This is a genomic window from Microbacterium sp. No. 7, from assembly GCF_001314225.1.
Lineage (GTDB): Bacteria > Actinomycetota > Actinomycetes > Actinomycetales > Microbacteriaceae > Microbacterium.
Genome location: NZ_CP012697.1, coordinates 185,992 through 202,400 on the forward strand (window position 1 = coordinate 185,992; position 16,409 = coordinate 202,400).

12 protein-coding genes, 1 pseudogene and 1 CRISPR repeat array are annotated in these 16,409 nt (G+C 70.2%); of the genes and pseudogenes, 4 read left to right on the forward strand and 9 right to left on the reverse strand.

Annotation, left to right across the window (positions count from 1 at the left end; translation table 11 throughout):
- Positions 1-247: 247 nt before the first annotated feature.
- Positions 248-1,476: a CRISPR direct-repeat array (repeat unit 28 nt; unit sequence GGGATCATCCCCGCATAGCGGGGAGCAC).
- 649 nt (positions 1,477-2,125) lie between these two features.
- Together AOA12_RS22885 and AOA12_RS00850 are read left to right on the forward strand one after the other, a co-directional pair.
- Positions 2,126-2,485, forward strand: a complete 360-nt coding sequence (locus AOA12_RS22885; protein ID WP_156366332.1) for a hypothetical protein — start codon at positions 2,126-2,128, stop codon at positions 2,483-2,485.
- 322 nt (positions 2,486-2,807) lie between these two features.
- Positions 2,808-3,245 (forward strand): hypothetical protein, encoded by a 438-nt coding sequence (locus tag AOA12_RS00850; RefSeq protein ID WP_156366333.1) that lies wholly within the window; start codon positions 2,808-2,810, stop codon positions 3,243-3,245.
- Positions 3,246-3,424: 179 nt separating this feature from the next.
- On the opposite strand, the gene AOA12_RS00855 is transcribed toward AOA12_RS00850, so the two are convergent.
- The 9 genes and pseudogenes from AOA12_RS00855 to AOA12_RS00890 all read right to left on the reverse strand — a co-directional run bounded on the left by AOA12_RS00855 (position 3,425) and on the right by AOA12_RS00890 (position 13,202).
- Entirely contained in the window at positions 3,425-4,777 is a 1,353-nt protein-coding gene (locus AOA12_RS00855) for an LLM class flavin-dependent oxidoreductase (RefSeq protein ID WP_054678858.1), read from the reverse strand.
- 12 nt (positions 4,778-4,789) lie between these two features.
- Entirely contained in the window at positions 4,790-6,139 is a 1,350-nt protein-coding gene (locus AOA12_RS00860; protein WP_054678861.1) for an NtaA/DmoA family FMN-dependent monooxygenase, read from the reverse strand.
- A 26-nt stretch (positions 6,140-6,165) separates the two neighbouring features.
- Positions 6,166-7,044 carry an ABC transporter ATP-binding protein gene (locus AOA12_RS00865; RefSeq protein ID WP_054678863.1) on the reverse strand — a complete coding sequence of 293 codons (879 nt, stop codon included), beginning with the start codon at positions 7,042-7,044 and terminating at the stop codon, positions 6,166-6,168.
- On the reverse strand, positions 7,034-7,948 hold the full coding sequence (locus AOA12_RS00870; RefSeq protein ID WP_082405842.1) for an ABC transporter ATP-binding protein: 915 nt from the start codon (positions 7,946-7,948) through the stop codon (positions 7,034-7,036). The genes AOA12_RS00865 and AOA12_RS00870 overlap by 11 nt, the downstream gene beginning before the upstream one ends.
- A 10-nt stretch (positions 7,949-7,958) precedes the next feature.
- On the reverse strand, positions 7,959-8,849 hold the full coding sequence (locus tag AOA12_RS00875) for an ABC transporter permease (RefSeq protein WP_054678866.1): 891 nt from the start codon (positions 8,847-8,849) through the stop codon (positions 7,959-7,961).
- Position 8,850: 1 nt separating this feature from the next.
- Positions 8,851-9,639, reverse strand: coding sequence for an ABC transporter permease subunit (locus AOA12_RS23775; RefSeq protein ID WP_231637227.1), 789 nt, complete (start codon positions 9,637-9,639; stop codon positions 8,851-8,853).
- Positions 9,633-9,902, reverse strand: a pseudogene (locus AOA12_RS23780) (hypothetical protein); the annotation flags it as partial. The pseudogene AOA12_RS23780 and the gene AOA12_RS23775, both read right to left, overlap by 7 nt.
- Positions 9,903-9,923: 21 nt before the next feature.
- Positions 9,924-11,453: an ABC transporter substrate-binding protein gene (locus AOA12_RS00885; protein ID WP_054678870.1), complete on the reverse strand. Its 1,530-nt coding sequence runs from the start codon at positions 11,451-11,453 to the stop codon at positions 9,924-9,926.
- Between the two features lie 168 nt (positions 11,454-11,621).
- The gene (locus AOA12_RS00890; protein WP_054678873.1) at positions 11,622-13,202 is read right to left on the reverse strand and encodes an ABC transporter substrate-binding protein; all 1,581 of its coding nucleotides are present in this window, start codon (positions 13,200-13,202) and stop codon (positions 11,622-11,624) included.
- A 315-nt stretch (positions 13,203-13,517) separates the two neighbouring features.
- Here AOA12_RS00890 and AOA12_RS00895 point away from each other — a divergent pair, with 315 nt between their 5' ends.
- Positions 13,518-14,561, forward strand: coding sequence for an LLM class flavin-dependent oxidoreductase (locus AOA12_RS00895; protein ID WP_054678876.1), 1,044 nt, complete (start codon positions 13,518-13,520; stop codon positions 14,559-14,561).
- A 73-nt stretch (positions 14,562-14,634) separates the two neighbouring features.
- Positions 14,635-16,146, forward strand: a complete 1,512-nt coding sequence (locus AOA12_RS00900) for an IS1182 family transposase (protein ID WP_442922247.1) — start codon at positions 14,635-14,637, stop codon at positions 16,144-16,146.
- Positions 16,147-16,409 lie beyond the last annotated feature (263 nt).

Genomic DNA, 16,409 nt, shown 5'->3' on the forward strand with positions numbered 1-16,409 from the left:
ACACTTGCTTGAGTACGACCTGCTCTCGCACTGATTGCAAGGCGTACGTCTTCTCAATTCTGGCCGGATCATCCCCGCGTGAGCGGGGAGCACTAGTACTTGACCAGCAGTTCGCCCTTTGGATCGGGATCATCCCTGCGCCAGCAGGGAGCACTTCGGGTCTGCCTGGCTGATGATCGCCACGGCGGGATCATCCCTGCGCGAGCAGGGAGCACACATTGGGGCTCCCGTCGATGGGTCGGATGATGGGATCATCCCCGCATAGCGGGGAGCACGACCCGTTCGGGAACGGCCCGGCGCCGACCATGGGATCATCCCCGCATAGCGGGGAGCACTCGTCCACCCACCCGCCGACCTCCGTCGTGCGGGGATCATCCCCGCATAGCGGGGAGCACCCGTCGTGGTAGGTCGGGTGAGAGCCGCGCGCGGGATCATCCCCGCATAGCGGGGAGCACATGGGGGCGATGAGGCGGGCGCGCTTCTTGCTGGGATCATCCCCGCATAGCGGGGAGCACGAGCGCACGATCCGGAAGTTCGCGTACGGGGACGGATCATCCCCGCATAGCGGGGAGCACGTTCGAGTTCCTCCCCCGGATGATCGCCGGGACGGGATCATCCCCGCATAGCGGGGAGCACTTCACCGCCGGGTCCGGGAACATCGCGCAGGACGGATCATCCCCGCATAGCGGGGAGCACGTCGTGTGACCTGCATCAGCTTTCCCGGCGACGGGATCATCCCCGCATAGCGGGGAGCACTCGACGATCGGCGTCCGCACGCTGGGCGAGTCGGGATCATCCCCGCATAGCGGGGAGCACGACGCGTCGGCGGAGGTCGACCTGGGCACCGTGGGATCATCCCCGCATAGCGGGGAGCACTCATCTGCGTGAGCGGGCGCTGTGACGGTCGAGGGATCATCCCCGCATAGCGGGGAGCACATCCCCTTCACGAACAAACCCACCAGCCACAAGGGATCATCCCCGCATAGCGGGGAGCACGCGGTTGCGCCTGCGTGGCGGAGTGCGTGGGGGGGATCATCCCCGCATAGCGGGGAGCACCGCCACCGCGACAACAGCACCCCAGACGGGTAGGGATCATCCCCGCATAGCGGGGAGCACCCTGACGGTGACAGTCTGATCGTCACGGCCGAGGGATCATCCCCGCATAGCGGGGAGCACGCCGGAGAACACGGCGAACCGCTTCTCGTTGAGGGATCATCCCCGCATAGCGGGGAGCACGGGTCAGACGGGGTGACGTCGTCGACGGGGGTGGGATCATCCCCGCATAGCGGGGAGCACATCGACGTGCCCGGGCAGACGACCGTCGACCTGGGATCATCCCCGCATAGCGGGGAGCACGGCGAGACCGTCATCGAGCGAGCCAAGGTCCTGGGATCATCCCCGCATAGCGGGGAGCACTCGACGAGCTGGTGCAGCGTCACCGAGGAGATGGGATCATCCCCGCATAGCGGGGAGCACTCTTGCTGATCAGCATTTTATTGAGGGTTGCGGGCCAAATTGCTTCACTTCGTCCAGCGGATGCGTGATCGATGAGACTGCAGACCAGCCCTTGGCGGTTTTGCAGGAGCAAGCCCTTATAGCGGACTCAGGTCGGCAGTCGGATCGTTGGGGTCCACGGGGCAGGCTCGTGTTTGTCGAGCTCGGGAGCAGCTCCGCCGTCCTCCTTGTGCTCGTGGTGGTGATCCCGCCCGCAGCCGCAGCCGTGCCCAGGCGTTGTGCCGCATATCCCATCACCCGCCAAAGCCCCTATTATCTCCACTGCGATCGCCGCCCGGTGCGCCACTACCGAGCGAGCGAATCCCCTTGGGGATCGAAGTGCACATACTCGTCAAGGGCCATGCGCAGCGGCATGAGGATGCCCTCGGAGCCGTTGCTCTCCTCCTCGATATCGATGAGGGGTTCGAGGCCATCTGCGGCTGAGGGGTGATGCCTGCATCGCGTGCGAGCGGGAGGATCACCTCGAGCACGTGCAGGACGTCGTCGACCGACGGCTCAGGGATCTCTTCCCTAGCGCGAGAGCCAGCGCTGGAACGTTCGCAACACGTGCGCATCGCGTTTTGCTGCTTCGCGTCGCGTAGCTCGCTTGCTCCCCGACGCAGGCTTTCGTGTGAACGCCGAAGAAACCGTCGCGGCCGGACGGACCGCAGCATCCGTCCCCTCGATGTCGGCGCTGCTCGCGGGCAGGTCGTGGGCGACGTCGGAAACGGGAATACCCAGCTTCGAGACCTGCCGGATCGCCGCCGGCCCGGCGAGCGCCGAGCCCTCGCATACGTACAGGCGACCATACCGCCCGATCAGCGAGTGGCGCGCATCGAATAGGCGCCTTGTGCGTCAGTGCGAGGATGTCGTCGGCGACACCACCGTGCCCGCTTCTCCACGCGGGAACGCGGATGCCGGCGGCCCAACCTGGCTCGACAAGCCAGGTGTCGAGCAGATCGAGCGTGACGCCCATCACGTGCCCCGATGATGACACCTGCGCGGTCGCATCGTGGCCGATCGGCGACAGCACGATGCGCGCCGCGGCGCGTCCGAGTCAATGGCGACTCAGGATTCACTCTGCCGGCTGCGGGCAGAGGCGCAAGCCACGCATCAGGTTGGCCGCCACCCCCGTCTGGCGGACGATGCCATGCTGCGCCACGACGCCCTGCAACGCGAGAATCCGCCCATCCCCCTCAAGCTGGCCAGGAGCGCCCGCGCAGCCTCGTCCACAATCATCCGATTCGCGGATCTGTCCACCGATCAGCCGGATGCCGCATCGCGCGGCATCCGTTCAGGCCATGCTCGTCGGCATGGACACCCCGATCACAGCCTCGCCGCTCACCGACGACACCAGCCTTCTCGACTACGTCACGCCTCTGCTCCGCAGAGCCCGATGGCGGCAGCTCTGGCTCCTCTTCCTCGACGAGAACGACCGTCCCCTCGGCCCGGTGATGCCGTTCGGCGACTATCCGCGCGATCCCGACCGCGTCGTGAGGAGCGATGAGTTCGGATCCGTGACGATGGCGCAGTTCTTCGCGATCCGCTTCGCGGGCATGATGGCGCGAAGCGACCTCGCGCAGATCCTGATGGTGTGGGAACGCCGTGGCGACGCCGAGCTCGCCGGTGAGACGTTGCGCTGGGCCCGTACCCTCCGCGACGAGCTCGTCGCCGAGGGCGCGTGCGTGCGTGCGCAGCTGCTGCTGCACTCCAAGGGGCTGCGGGTGATCGCGCCGGACGACCTCATGTAGGGGGCGCTGCGCACCCGACGGGGTCACGCGATGGCGCCAGAATCCGTTCGCGGCGCTGATTCCTGACGGCGCCACTGCAGGAATGTGGCGCTCGCCCTCGCACGGTCGCACGAGCTCCGCACAGCCGGACGAGCCCCGCACGGCCGCACCGACCACACACCCCCGCGCCCCTCACCCCTTCACACCCCCGCGCCCACCACCCTCCCCGCCGCGTACCGGTTCGCGGGCACCGGCAGCCCGAGGTTGCCGCGCAGCGTGTCCGACTCGTACTCCGAGCGGAAGACGCCGCGCTCCACGAGGATCGGCACGACCTCGTCGATGAAGCGGTCGAGCTGCGCGGGGTGGCCCGCGTGGATGTTGTAGCCGTCGACGCCGTAGGCCTCGAACCACTCCTGCAGCGTGTTCGCGACGGTCTCCGCGGTGCCCACGAACGGGCCGGGCGCTCGCCGCAGGCTGTTCTGCACCACCTGTCGCAGCGTCCAGCCGCGGTCGGCGGCGAGAGCCGCGATCTTCTGCGCGCCCGTGCGGAAGCTGTTCTCCGCGTACACGAGCGTGTGCTGCGGGAACGGCTCGTCGAGGTCGTACTGGCGGAAGTCGTGCCAGCCGAACGACCGGCCGAGCTCCGCGAGTGCCTGCTCGAACGAGTGGTCCGACGCGCGGTAGTGCTGCTCCAGCTCCCGCGCCTCGTCGTCGGTGTCGCCCAGGATGACGGAGACGCCGGGCAGCACGACGAGGTCTTCGGGCCGCCGCCCGTACGTGCCGACGGCACGGCCCTTGATGTCGTCGTAGAAGGCCTTCGCCTGCGCGAGCGTCGCCGCGTGGGTGAAGATTCCCTCGCCCACCTCGGCACCGAGGTCGCGGCCCTGCGCCGAGTCGCCGGCCTGGAAGATCACCGGCTGCCCCTGCGGCGGCCGCTCCAGGTTGAGCGGCCCCGCCACCGAGAAGTGCTCGCCGTGATGGTGCAGCGCGTGCAGCTTCTCGCGGTCGAGGAACCGCCCGGTCTCGCGATCGCGCGGCAGCGCGTCGGGCTCGTACGAGTCCCACAGCGCCCGCACGACCGCGACGTGCTCGCTCGCGCGGCCGTACCGGGTGTCGTAGTCGTAGTGCTCGTCGAGTCCGTAGTTGCCGGCGGTGCCGGCATCCCCGCTCGTCACCACGTTCCATCCCGCGCGGCCCCCGCTGATGTGGTCGAGCGATGCGAACCGGCGGGCGACGTTGAACGGTGCGTTGTACGAGGTGGTGAGCGTGCCCACGAGGCCGATGCGGCTCGTGCGCGTCGCGACGCCCGACAGCAGCGTCAGCGGCTCCAGCCGGCTCAGGTAGTGCGGCGGCGAGTCGGGGGTGATGAACTGGCTGTCGACGATGAACACGAGGTCGAACTTCGCCGCCTCGGCCCGCTGCGCGTTCGCGATGTACCACTCGATGTCGACGCTCGCGTTCGCGGGGATCGCGGGGTCGAGCCACAGGTTGTGATTGCCGGGCCCGCCGGCGCCGGTGAGCACGAGGCCGAGTTTGAGCTGCCGTCCGGTCATGGCGCGACCCCCTCAGACGCCCGCACCGACGAGCGAGCGCCCCGCCGCATACCGGTTCTGCGGCACCCGTAGGCCCAGGTTGCCGCGCAGCGTGTCGGCCTCGTACTCCGTGCGGAAGAGGCCGCGCTGCTGCAGGATCGGCACGACCTCGCCCGTGAGCGCGTCGATGTCGTCGGGCGTGCGCAGCCGCAGGTTCAGCCCGTCGGCGGCGCGCCCGCGGAACCAGCGCTCGATCGTGTCGGCGACGGTGGCGGGCGTGCCGATGAACGGCGACGGCGTGAACTGCGTGAACTCCTGCACCGTCTGGCGCAGCGACAGCCCGCCCTCGCGCGCCCGCTCGAGGATCTTCGCGGCCCGCGTGCGCCCGCCGCGCTCCGCCTGCGCGGTGAGGTCGGGGAACGGCGCGTCGAGGTCGTGGACCGAGAAGTCGTAGGCGCCGAACGCACGCCCGAACGCCGCGAGCTTGCGGTCGAAGTCGTTGTCGGCCTCGAAGATGTCGCGCGCGAGGCGATGCGCCTCGGCATCCGTCGACGCGATCACGGGCGTCGCTCCGACGAGGATGACGAGGTCGTCCCATTCGCGGCCCACGGCGGCGAGCCGGCCCTTGACGTCGGCGTAGTACGCCGCGGCGGCCTCGAAGCTCTCGCCGGGCGCGTAGATGCCCTCGGCGACGTGCGCCGCGAGGGTGCGGCCCTCCTCCGAGACGCCCGCCTGGAAGATCACCGGCTGCCCCTGCCGCGACCGCGACAGGTTGAGCGGGCCGTCGACGCGGAAGTGCTCGCCGTGGTGGTTCAGCGCGTGCAGCTTCGCGGGATCGAGGAACACCCCGCGCTCGACGTCGGCGACGAACGCGTCGTCCTCGTACGAGTCCCACAGCCCGCGCACGACCTCGACGGCCTCGCGCGCCCGGCCGTAGCGCGTCGCGTAGTCGAGGTGCTCGTCGAGCCCGTAGTTGCGCGACGTGCCCGTGTCGAAGCTCGTCACGACGTTCCACCCCGCCCGGCCGTCGCTGATCTGGTCGAGCGAGCCGAACCGGCGGGCCAGGTTGAACGGCGAGTTGTACGTCGAGCTCGCGGTGCCGATCAGCCCGAGGTGCGTCGTGTGCGTCGCGACGGCCGACAGCAGCGTGAGCGGCTCGAGACGGTTGAGGTAGTGCGCGGGATAGCTCGCGTCGATGAACTGGCTGTCGACGATGAAGAGCGCGTCGAACAGCGCCGCCTCGGCCTGCTGCGCGCGGGCGATGTACCAGCGGATGTCGATGCTCGCGTTCCGGGGGATGCGCGGGTCCTTCCACAGGCTGTGCTGGCCGGGACCGCCGACGCCGTAGACGCTGAGGGCGAGCTTGAGCTTTCGTTCCGACATGATGATGCTCCAAGAATGTGTGTTGATCAGGATGTTTCGAGCAGTTGCCGCAGCTCTTCGCGGCGCTCGCGGTCGATCGCGCCGGCCGACAGCGTGGGGGCCGAGCCCACGAGCAGGCGCGTGTAGGGATGCTGCGGGCGGCTGACCAGGTCGCCGGTCGCCGCCGTCTCGACGAGCTCGCCGCGGTACATCACGACGACGCGGTCGGTGACGCCGGCCACCGATCCGAGGTCGTGCGAGATGAAGACGAGCGAGGTGCCGCCGGCCCGCAGCGCGTTCAGGATCTCCAGCACCGCGACGCGGTTGGCGGCGTCCAGGGCGCTCACCGGCTCGTCGAGGATGAGCACGCGCGGCTCGGTCGCCAGGGCGCGCGCCACGAGCACGCGCTGGCGCTGCCCGCCCGACAGCTCGCCGGGAAACCGCTCGAGCAGCGCGGTGTCGAGCCGCACCTGCTCCAGGCGGAACGCGATGCGGTCGCGGATCTGCTGCCGCGACAGCCGCCGCTGCACCTGCAACGGCTCCGAGAGCGACTCCTCGATCGTGAGGTCGGGGTCGAGCGAGCGCAGCGGGTCCTGGAACACGTACTGCACGACGCCGCGACGCCGGAAGCCCTGCCACTGGCGTTGCGTGAGCCTCGTGACGTCCTCCCCGGCGATGCGCACGCGGCCCGCGCTCGGCCGCACGAGGCCCACGATGGCGCGGGCCAGCGTCGACTTGCCCGACCCCGTCTCGCCGATGAGCCCCACCGACTCCCCGGCGCCGACGTGCAGCGTCGCGTCGCGCAGCACGTGCACGCGGTCGCGTCCCGAGCCGTAGTGCACGTCGAGCGCATCGACCGAGACGAGCGCCTCCGGCCCGGGTGCCCTCTGATCGCCGGGCGTCGTGGCCTCGGCATCACGCGACACGGCGCACCTCTCCTCCGTCGCCCGCGTCCGCGGCATTCGCAGCATTCGCGGTTCGCAGGAACCGGTCGAGGCCGTAGCGCTCGTGCTCGTCGATCAGCAGCCGCGTGTAGTCGTGTGTCGGGTGAAAGAGGATGTCGGCGGTCGCGCCGTGCTCGACGACCTCGCCCTCGCGCAGCACGAGCACCTCGCCGCACGTCTGCGCGACCACGGCGAGGTCGTGCGAGACGACGATGAGCGAGAGCCCGCGGCTCGCCGTGAGGTCGAGCAGCAGGTCGAGGATCTCGGCCTGGATCGTCACGTCGAGCGCCGTGGTCACCTCGTCGGCGATGAGGATGTCGGGGTCGAGCGAGAGCGCCGCCGCGATGAGCACGCGCTGCAGCATGCCGCCCGACAGCTCGTGCGGATACTGCCGGTACACGAGCTCGGGATCGCGCAGCCGCACGTCGCCGAGCAGCGCGAGGGCGCGCGCCTTGGCCTCGCGGCGCCGCACGCCCCGCTTCACCCGGATCACCTCCGCGATCTGCGTCCCGACGCGGATCGACGGGTTGAGGTACGACCCGGGATCCTGGAACACGGCGGTGATGCTCGTGCCGCGCAGCTGCGTCCACTCCCGCGGCGTGAGGGCCGCGGCATCCCTCCCCAGCACCTCGATACGCCCGCCCGTCACGCGGAACCCGCGGGGGAGGATGCCGAGGACCGCGCGGCACGTGAGCGTCTTGCCGCTGCCCGACTCGCCGACGATGCCGACGACGTGGCCGCGGCGCAGCGCGAACGAGACGCCGTGCACGACCTCCTTCCCGGTGTGCCGGTTGCCGATGCGCACGTCGACGAGCCGCAGCACCGCCTCGTCGTCGGGGGCCGTGCGCACGGTGTCGAGCGCCTGGGTCGTGAGCGTGTCGGTCATGTCGCCCTCCTCATACGCGCGCGACGGCGGGCTCGCTCGTCGCGTCTCTCTTGTCGCGCCTCGCCGACTCGCGTTCGGCGAGCAGTGCGCGGCCCGATTCGCCGGCGACGTCGCGGATGACGTCGGCCAGCAGGTTGAACGCCCACACGGTGAGCATGATCAGCACGGTCGTGAAGAACGGCGCATACGGCCGGTAGTTCAGGTATCCGAGGTCGGATGCCAGCACACCGCCCCACGTGGGCGCGGGCGGCTGCACGCCGATGCCCAGGAACGTGAGGCTGGAGACCACCACGAACCCGATGCCCATCGTGTTGGCCAGCGCGATCGCGATGGGCGGCAGCACCTTCGACCACACGTGCGTGCGCACGATCCAGCCTGTCGACGCCCCCGCGAGGATCGCGGCCTCCACGTACTGCGAGCGCGCGACCGACAGCGTGGCCGCGCGGGCCACGCGATAGAAGAGGGGCGACACGAGCACGCCGACCGTGAGCATCGCCTGCGGGATGCCGTTGCCGAGCAGCGCCGTCATCGCGACCGCGAACACGAGGAACGGCAGGGCGATGAGGGTGTCGACGAAGCGCAGCGTGAACCACTCGAACACGCGGCCGAGATAGACCGACAGGATGCCGGGGATCGCGCCGACAACGAGCGCGATGAGCGCGACCTGCACGGCGCCGAGCACGCTGATCGTCGAGCCGGCGAGGATGCGGCTGAGCACGTCGCGGCCCAGGTAGTCGGTGCCCAGCCAGTGCTCCGCCGACGGGTGCGCGAGCGCGTCATCGGTGCCCTGCAGCGGATCGTAGGGCGCCAGCAGCGGGCCGAACGCGGCCAGCAGCGCGATGAACAGCACGAAGGCGACGGCGTAGCGCCCCGACGGGAGGCTCAGGATGCGGCGGATCACGTCACACTCCTCTCGCGGATGCGGGGTTGAGCCGCACGAGCAGCACGTTGACGAGCAGGTTGAACAGCACGACCAGCACGATCGCGACGACGAGCACGCCCTGCACCGCGGGCACGTCGCCGCGGCTCGCGGAGTCGGCCGCGAACTTGCCGTAGCCCGCGAGGCCGAAGATCGCCTCGGTCACGACGGCGCCGCCGAGCAGGTTCGGGAACTTCATGCCCAGCACGGTGAGCGCCGGCCCGCTGCCGTTGCGCAGCACGTGCACGAAGAAGATGCGGCGCGGGCTGAGGCCGCGCACGACGGCACCTGTGACGTAGTTGTCGCGGTAGGCCTGCACGAGCCCCACCCGCATCTGCCGGGCGACGTCGGCGACGGTGTCGAAGCTGAGGGCGATCGCGGGCAGCCAGAGATGCCAGAGCCACACCCGAAGCCGCCGCGCTCGATCGGCACGTATCCGGCCGAGGGGAACCAGCCGAGCCCCACCGCGAAGACGGCGACGAGCGCGATGCCGACGACGAACGACGGCATCACCGAGATGAACGTCGTGAACGCCGTGATCGACCGGTCGATCCACGTCGTCTGGAAGACCGCGGCCAGCACGCCGAACGCGAACCCGAAGACGACGCCGATGACGAGGGCGAGGCCCGCGACCGACAGGCTGATGACGGCGCGCGAGGCGAGCAGCTCCGACACGCTCGCGTCGTTGTACCAGCTGTTGCCGAGGTCGCCCTGCAGGATGCCGGTGAACCAGTCCCAGTACTGCACGACGAACGGGCGGTCGAGCCCCCACTGGTGCTCCAGCGCCGCGATCTGCTCGGCGGTCGCCGACTCCGACAGCAGCAGGTGCGCGGGGCTCAGCCCGCTGAGGCCCTGCAGCGCGAACGTGATGAGCGTCGCGAAGAAGAACACCGTCGTGAACACGACGAGCGAGTGCGTGAGGAACCGGAGCGTTCCGTGGCCGCGCGCGGCCCGCCGCGGACGCGTCGCCGCAGCGGCGGACGCCGCGCCCGCGGCGCTCGCGCCCGGCCGGTGGTCGAGGGTCGTGACCGTCATGGTGGTGCCCGTGCTCCCGGCTCAGTGCTCGATCGTGACGCCGGTCAGGTGGATCTGACCGGGGATCTGCGGCAGCGCGGAGACCTTCGGCGACGACACGATGAGCTGCGGCACGCCGATCGTGAAGATCAGGGCCTCGCTCTGCAGGCCAGCGCGCGTGGCCGCCTGCAGGTTCTTCGCGTAGTCGGGCGAGTCGAGCGGCGTCTCCCGCGCGATCGCGATCGCCTCCTCGAACCCCTCGGGCTCGTAGGGGCTCGACAGGTTGAGCGGGCCGTCGGGGCCGAAGTGCGCCGTGAGCGTCTGCACGGGCGACTCCCGGCCCGTCGTGCCGTAGGTCGAGAGGGTGAGGTCCTTCGCGAAGAACGGCCCGGACCAGTCGGGCGCGACGCGCAGGTTCGCCGTGATGCCGATGGCCGCCAGCTGCGACTGCACGATCTCGTTCGACACCGACTCGCGGCTCACGACGAAGTCCACCGTGAGGTCGCCCGGCGCGTATCCGGCATCCGCCAGGATCTTCCTCGCCTTCTCGGGGTCGTACGGCCAGAGGTCGGCCGACCCCTCGTCGTAGGCGATGTAGCCCTCGGGGAAGGGCTGCGTCGTGAGGTAGCCGTGCCCGAACGCGGCCTTGTCGAGGAACTCCTGCCGGTTGACGCCGTGGCGCACGGCCTCGACCACCGCGGGATCGTCGAACGGCGGCTTGTTGACGTTGAGGCTGATGTTCTGCGCCGAGTACACGGGATGCTGCGACACGTCGAGCCCCGCGGCGATCGCGGCGTCGTACTGCGACGGGTCGAGCCCGAACGCGAAGTCGTACACGCCCGTGCTGATCGAGGCGACGAGCGTCGACGGCTCGGGAGCGGCGGAGAGCTCGACGCGGTCGATGTGGATGTTCTCGGCGTCCCAGTACCCGTCGAACTTCTCCAGCGTGATGTGCGACTCGGGCACGTACTCGACGACCTGGAACGGGCCGGCGCCCACGGGCCACTGGTTGAGCGCGGCGGGGTCCTCGGCGGCCTTCGGGCTCGTGATCTGCGCGACGCGGCGGCCGAGCAGCAGGGGGATCTGATGGTCGACCTGCGTGAGATGCACGGTCACGTCGTGCTCGCCGTCGGCGGTGACGTGGTCGATGGAGGTCAGGTCGCCGTGCAGCGCCGAGTTCTCCTGCGTCTTGGCGCGCTCGATGTAGAGCTTGACGGCCTCGGCGTTCACGGGGGCGCCGTCCTGGAACTCCAGGCCCTCGCGCAGGTGGAAGGTGACGGCGTCGCCCGCGTCGTTGTACTCCCAGCTCTCCGCGAGGCCGGGAACCGCGTTGCCCTGCTCGTCGATCTCGGTGAGGGAGGCGTGCACGAGCGCCGTGAGGTTGAAGTTGAAGCCGCTGCCCTGCACCACCGGGTCCCAGTTCGCGGGCAGCGTCGCCGCCCAGCGCAGGACCGTGGGTTCGCGGGTCTCGGCCGCCTCCTCCGCGGCGGACGCGGCGCACCCCGTCAGCGCGAGGACGCCGACGACGGCCGCGGCGAGGGCGGCGCGGAGTTTTGTGCTTTTGCGAGCCATGACATATCCGTTTCAATCGGTGGTGTTGTAACAGGATGAGAGTCGCGAGCAATGTTCGCGATCCCATGGGAAATACGGGGTAATCGGATCCTGGCGGGGCGGGGCGGGGCGGGGCGGCCCGGCGCGGGCGGGGTGGGGCGGCGTCGCGGGCGCCCCACCCCGCGGCGGTCACTGCCCGACCGTGACGCCCTTCCAGCTGAGCTGCCCCTGGATCGTCGGCAGATCGGAGATCTCCGGCGACTTCGCGTAGAACGCGGGCACCGTGTAGAGGTGCACCGTGGGCGACGTCCTCACCCCGGCGCGCGTCGCCTCGCGGAGCAGGCGCTCGTAGTCGGGCGAGTCGAGCGGGGTCTCGCGGATCGTGCGCAGCGCCGCGGTGAACTCGTCGGAGACGTAGGGCGAGCTGAGGTTCAGCACGCCGTCGCGGTCGTAGTTCGCCGTGAGCGCCTGCACGTGCGAGTCGCGGCCGAAGTAGCCGTAGAGCGACAGCGCCGTCTCCTTGCCGAAGTAGCCGACGCGCCAGTTCTTGTCGATGACGATCGGGGTCTCGATGCCGATCGCTCCGAGCTGCTCCTGGATGATCTCGGCGGAGGGGTTCTCGGCCGAGATGGTGAGCGGCACGGAGATGTCGCCGGGCGCGTAGCCGGCGTCGGCGAGGATCTGCCGCGCCTTCTCGGGGTCGTAGGGCCAGACGTCCTCCGACTCCTCGTCGTAGGCGATGTAGCCGGGCGGGAAGGGCTGGTCGACGGCCTTGCCGTAGCCGAGCGTGACCTTCTCGACCAGCTCGTCGCGGTTGATCGCGTGCTTGACCGCCTCGACGACGGCGGGATCCGTGAAGGGCTCCTTGTGGACGTTGATGCTCAGGAAGTTGACGAACCAGGCGTACTCGTCGCCGAACCACACGTCGAGCGCGGACTCCTGCGCCTCCTTCACGCTCTTCGCGTCGATGATGGCGAAGTTGTAGACGCCCGTCTGCAGCGCCTTCACGATCGTCGAGCCGTCGATGCCGAACTCGATCTCGATGCGATCGATGTGGATGTTGTCGGCATCCCAGTAGTCGTCGAACTTCTCCAGCACGATGCGGCTCTCGGGAACCAGCTCCACGACCTTGAACGGGCCGGCGCCGACGGGCGCCGAGACGTTGAGCCGCTCGGGATCCTTGGCCGCCTCGGCGCTCGTGATGAGGGCGCCGCGCACGCTGAGCAGGTAGGGGATCTGGTAGTCGACCTGCGTGAGGTGCACAGTGAAGACGAGGTCGTCCTCCACGGTGACGCGGTCGATCGTCGCGTAGTCGCCGATGAGCGCCGACGTCTGCTGCGTCTTCGCGCGCTCGATGAACGCCTTGATCGCCTCGGCGTCGACGGGCGTGCCGTCGTGGAAGGTCTGGCCCTCGCGCAGGCGGAAGGTCACCGCGTCGCCCGTCTCGTTGTACTCCCAGCTCTCGGCGAGGCCGGGGGCGAGCCTGCCCGACTCGTCGATGGAGGTGAGCGACTCGTAGATCGGCGTGAGGTAGCGGGTGCTCGCCGTGCTGCCGGTGACGATGGGATCCCAGTTGGCGAACGAGGCCGACACGGCCCAGCGCACGACCTGCTCGGCCTGCTCGTCGTCGCCCGCGGCGCCGTTCGCCGGCGAGGCGCAGGCCGACAGCGCGATCGCGGCGGCCGCGAGCAGGGCGGTGATCCGTGAGCGCCGCGCCGCGCGCGTGCGCGCTCGGCGGCGCGTCGGCCGGGTGGGGAAGGGGATGGTCATCGGGATGCCTCTCGGTGCGTTCCGTGCGTCTGCCGGGGTTCGAGCGTCTGCCGGGTCGGTGGCAGCGCCGGGGCCAGTCTCGGGAACGGATGCCGGGGGCGCGGGGCGATGCGACACCATGACACACAAACGGTCACAATGTGACATACATATCCGTCACCGAGTGCGCACATTTGTGCCGTTTGTATCTGTGTCATTACGGTCGAACTGCGCCGCGGGCACGGATCCGCGACGCGGCGACGCGGGCGCGGGCCCGCGAGGGTGGGCGAGGGCCCGCGACGAGAGGCGAGCGCGGGCTCGCGAGAGGGAGGCGCCATGAGCGATGGGGCACACGCGGATTCGGCGGCGTACGCGGATTCGATCGCGGACGAGCGGGCGGACCTCCCGCCCCGCCTCGGGCACTTCGCGGTGCCGCAGGTGACCGACGACGCGGAGCGCGACTACGAGGCGATCATCGGCCTCGCCGTCGAGGCCGAGCGCCACGGCTACGACTCGTTCTGGGTGGCCGAGGGGCACGTCGCGACGAACGGCCTGCCGGCCGCGCTGACGTTCCTCGCCGCGCTCTCGCAGCGCACGGCATCCCTGCGCCTGGGCACGGCCGTCGTGACGCTCGCGTTCGAGAACCCGATCGCGCTCGCCGAGACCGCGGGCGTCGTCGACGTGCTCAGCCGCGGCCGGCTCGAGCTGGGGCTCGGCAAGAGCAACGGCGGCGGGTGGTCGTCGCGGGCCTTCGAGGCGTTCGCGCTCGACGAGACCGAGCGCGACGCCCTCTTCGCGAGCGCGCTGGCGCGCTTCCACGACGCGCTCGCCGGGATCGCGGAGGGACGCGAGCTGTCGCTCCATCCCCGGCGCGAGCACCTGCGGCGGCGCATCTGGCAGGCGACGAGCCGCGCCGCGACCGCCCGGGCCGCGGGCGCGGCCGGCGACGGACTGCAGCTGCACCGCAAGGCGGCGCAGGGCGACACGGGCACCGTGCAGGCCGAGCTCATCGACGTGTACCGTGCCGCGCTGCCGCCGGGCGTCGCGGGTCGCATCGCGGTGTCACGCGTCGTGCTCCCGGCGCGCGACCGCGACGCCGCCGTCGCGCTGTACCGCCGCTACGTGCTCGAGCGCCCGGAGTACTACCGCCGGGTGGACCTCGGGAGGGACACCGAGACGCACCTCGTCGAGGCCAACATCGCCTTCGGCTCGCCCGACGACATCGTGCGCACGCTCCGAGCGGATGCCGCGGCCCTCCGCTCCACCGACATCCTCTTCAGCATCCCGCTCCCCTTCGACGCCCCCGAGTACCGCGACGCCCTCGCCACCGTCGCCCACGCCATCCACCCCCGCCTGCCCGCCCCCGCCCCCGCGCACTGACCCCCTGGCATCCCCTCTCTCCCTCTCGTCTCTTCTAGGTGCGTGGGTCAGATCCTTCCGTTAACGCGCCGGGGTGAATCCGGTGGATAGCGCGGGGTGCTGGGAGAATCGATTCATGACGGTGACTGCCAGCCTGGAGGGTCTGTTCGAGGTCGAGCCGGGTGAGGCGCGGGCGCCGGGCTCGGCTGCACCGGCGGGTGCGGGCAAGACGTTCCGTGGGTATGACCAGGGGCAGTGTTTCCTGCTCCCGCCGAGTCTGGATGACTGGCTGGACGAGGATGATGAGGCCCGGTTCATCTCCGAGGTCGTCGAAGAGCTCTTGGATCTGACGCCGGTCTACGCGTCGTACGCGTCCGCCTCGGGTGCGCCTCCGTATGACCCGCGGATGATGTTGAAGCTGCTGCTGTTCGCGTACGCGACGGGCGTGACCTCGTCTCGTGAGTTGGAGCGGCGCTGCAAGCGCGATATCGCCTTCCGGTGGCTGTCGGGCAACCAGGCGCCCGACTACCGGTCGCTGGCCCGGTTTCGTCGGCGTCACCTGGATGCCCTGCCGGGGTTGTTCCTGCAGGTGCTGCGGGTCTGCGCGGAGGCGGGGCTGGTGCGGTTGGGGCGTGTCGCGCTGGATGGCACGAAGCTGGCCGCGAACGCGTCGCGGCATAAGGCGATGAGCTACGACCGGATCGTGCCGAAGATCGATCAGCTCCAAGCCGAGGTCGCTGCGCTGCTCGCCGAGGCGGAGGCGGTCGATGAGGCCGAGGATCAGCAGTTCGGCCAGGACCGGCGCGGGGACGAGGTCGCCCCGGAGCTGGCCCGCCGTGAGGGGCGCCTGGCAAAACTACGTGCCGCGAAGGACGCGATCGAGGCCGACGCCGCCGAGAAGGCGGCAGCCGTAGCGCGGAAGAAGGCCGACGCCGCCGGTCAGCCCCCTGAACAGGCCGACGCGGCCGTCGCGACTGCAGTGGACACGGCGGCGCCGAAGCCGAAAGCGCAACGCAATTTCACCGATCCTGAGGCGCGGATGATGAAGACGGTCCGCGGCTTCGATTACGCGTTCAACGCGCAGGCCGTTGTCGATGAGGGCCACCAGATCGTGCTGAGCGCCGAGGTCACCCAGCAGGCCACCGATATCCAGCAGTTCGTCCCGATGGCCGAGCAGACCCTACGGAACCTCGACGCGGCAGGAATCGAGCGTTCCCCAGAGGTCGTCCTCGCTGACGCGGGCTACTGCTCGGAAGCCAACCTCGAAGCCGCCGACGATCTGGACGCACAGGTGTTGATCGCGACGGGACGGCAACGTCACGGCGAGAGCTTCCCTACCGCCGGCGCCCCGGACCCGGCCCCAGAGGACGCGAGCCGGCGGGAGCGGATGGCGCACGCGCTGCGCACCGAGCAGGGCCGCACCGACTACGCGCGCCGCAAAGCCATCGTTGAACCCGCGTTCGGGCAGATGAAGACCCGGCAAAACGCCGGACAGCTCCGGCTACGCGGACTCGCCGGCGCCCAAGGCGAATGGCTACTCCACACGATCTGCCACAACCTCCGCAAGCTCCGCGTCGCTACAGCCGCCGGGCTGGCGCCCGCATAGGCCTCCCCAGGGGTCCCGGGGCGTCACAGCACGCACCGACAGTCGCCACGAGCCCCTCGCCGTGCGATCCCGCACGCTCTCACACCGCAACGGCCCGCCCGTTCCCGTTCGCGACCGTCAGCGCGCGATGCCAGAGTCAACGCCGCGCGCCACGCCACCCGATTCTGACCCGCGCACCTAGCGAGACTGCACGGGCGCAACGAGACAGCACGCCAGATCGGCAGTCTCGTTGCGCCCGTGCAGTCTCGCGGGAAAGCTAGGGG